Raw genomic sequence first — 1,594 nt, forward strand, 5'->3', positions numbered from 1 at the left:
ATCGATTTCCGCGCGCTGCTCAATGACGAGCAATACAACGCCGTGACGGCCGAGCCGGGACCGCTGCTCGTGCTCGCCGGCGCCGGTTCCGGCAAGACCCGCACGCTCACCTACCGCGTGGCCTACCTGCTTTCGCAGGGCGTCAAGCCCGGCGAAATCCTCCTGCTCACCTTCACCAACAAGGCCGCCAAGGAAATGCTGCACCGCGTGCAGGACCTCACCGGAATCGAACCGCAGCGGTTCTGGGGCGGCACGTTCCACTCGCTCGGCCACCGCGCGCTGCGCATCTACGGCGAGGCCATCGGGCTGCCGCGCACCTTTACAATTCTCGACGCCGACGAATCCGAGTCGCTGCTCAAGCAAGCTGTTGAGGCCGAGGACAAGACGTTCTTCAAGGACAAGACCCACCCGCGGCCCGGTCCGCTGTTCGACGTGCTTTCGCTCGCGCGCAACACGCAGCTCAGCATTCAGAAAACCGTCACGCTCTACTTCCCGCAGTATCAGGACATCCAGCATCGCTTCGAGCCGTTCGCCACGGCTTATGAAAAGCGCAAACGCGAGCAAAACGTCGTCGATTACGATGACCTGCTCGAGCTCTGGCTTAAGTTGCTCACCACCGCGCCCGAGGTCGCGGCGTATTTCGGTCAGCGCTTCCGCCATGTGCTGGTGGACGAATACCAAGACACCAACACGCTGCAGGCGCAGATCGTGGACAAGCTCGCGCCGCATCATCGCGTGATGGCCGTGGGCGACGACGCGCAGTGCATCTATTCGTGGCGCGGCGCGGATTTCGAGAACATCATGACGTTCCAGCACCGGCACCCGGGCACCGTCATTCATCGCATCGAGACCAACTATCGCTCGACGCCGGAGATTCTCGAATTGGCCAACGCCGTGCTGCTCGCGCAACCCGCCGGACGGCACTTCGACAAGGAGCTGCGGGCCTCGCGCGGGCACATGCAAAAGCCCTTCGTCGTGCAGACGATGGACGACCGCGAACAGGCCGAGTTCATCCTGAAGCGCATTCGCTCGCTGGTCGAAGACGAGGGCGTGTCCGCCAGTGAGATCGCCATTCTCTACCGCTCCCATTTTCTGGCGCTTGAGGTGCAGCTCGCGCTCTCCCGCGCCGGCATTCCCTATCAAATCACCAGCGGCGTGAAGTTTTTCGAACGTCAGCATGTGCGCGATCTCGTGGCGCTACTGCGTTTCGTTTACAACCCCTCCGACACGCAGGCGTGGCAGCGCATCGCCGTGCTGCTGCCCAAGGTCGGCGAGAAAGGCGCGCAGAAGATCCATGCCGCCGCGCTCGAACACGCGACGATGATGCAGCAGAACTTCCTCGACGCGCTCGCCACCGACGACGTGAAGAGCAAGGTCGCGAAGGACGCGCGCGAGGATTGGGGCAACTTCTGCGACTCACTCAAACAGGTGTCGGAACTGCTGGAGAGCGCCCCGCCCTCCGCCGCGGTCGAAACCGCGATCGACGGCTGGTATGGCGACTACCTGAAGGGCGCCTTCGCCGATTACGTTGAGCGGCTGGAGGAATTGAAGGCCTTGGTCGGGTTCGCCGCGCGCTTCGACAACATGCAGGATC

1 protein-coding gene is annotated in these 1,594 nt (G+C 63.0%); it reads left to right on the top strand.

Annotated elements, in window-relative coordinates; all coding sequences use genetic code 11:
- Positions 1-1,594 (top strand): ATP-dependent helicase (locus KDH09_00885; GenBank protein MCB0218222.1); only part of this gene is annotated, 1,594 nt, incomplete at its 3' end.

It is taken from the genome of Chrysiogenia bacterium, from assembly GCA_020434085.1.
Classification (GTDB): Bacteria; JAGRBM01; JAGRBM01; order JAGRBM01; family JAGRBM01; genus JAGRBM01.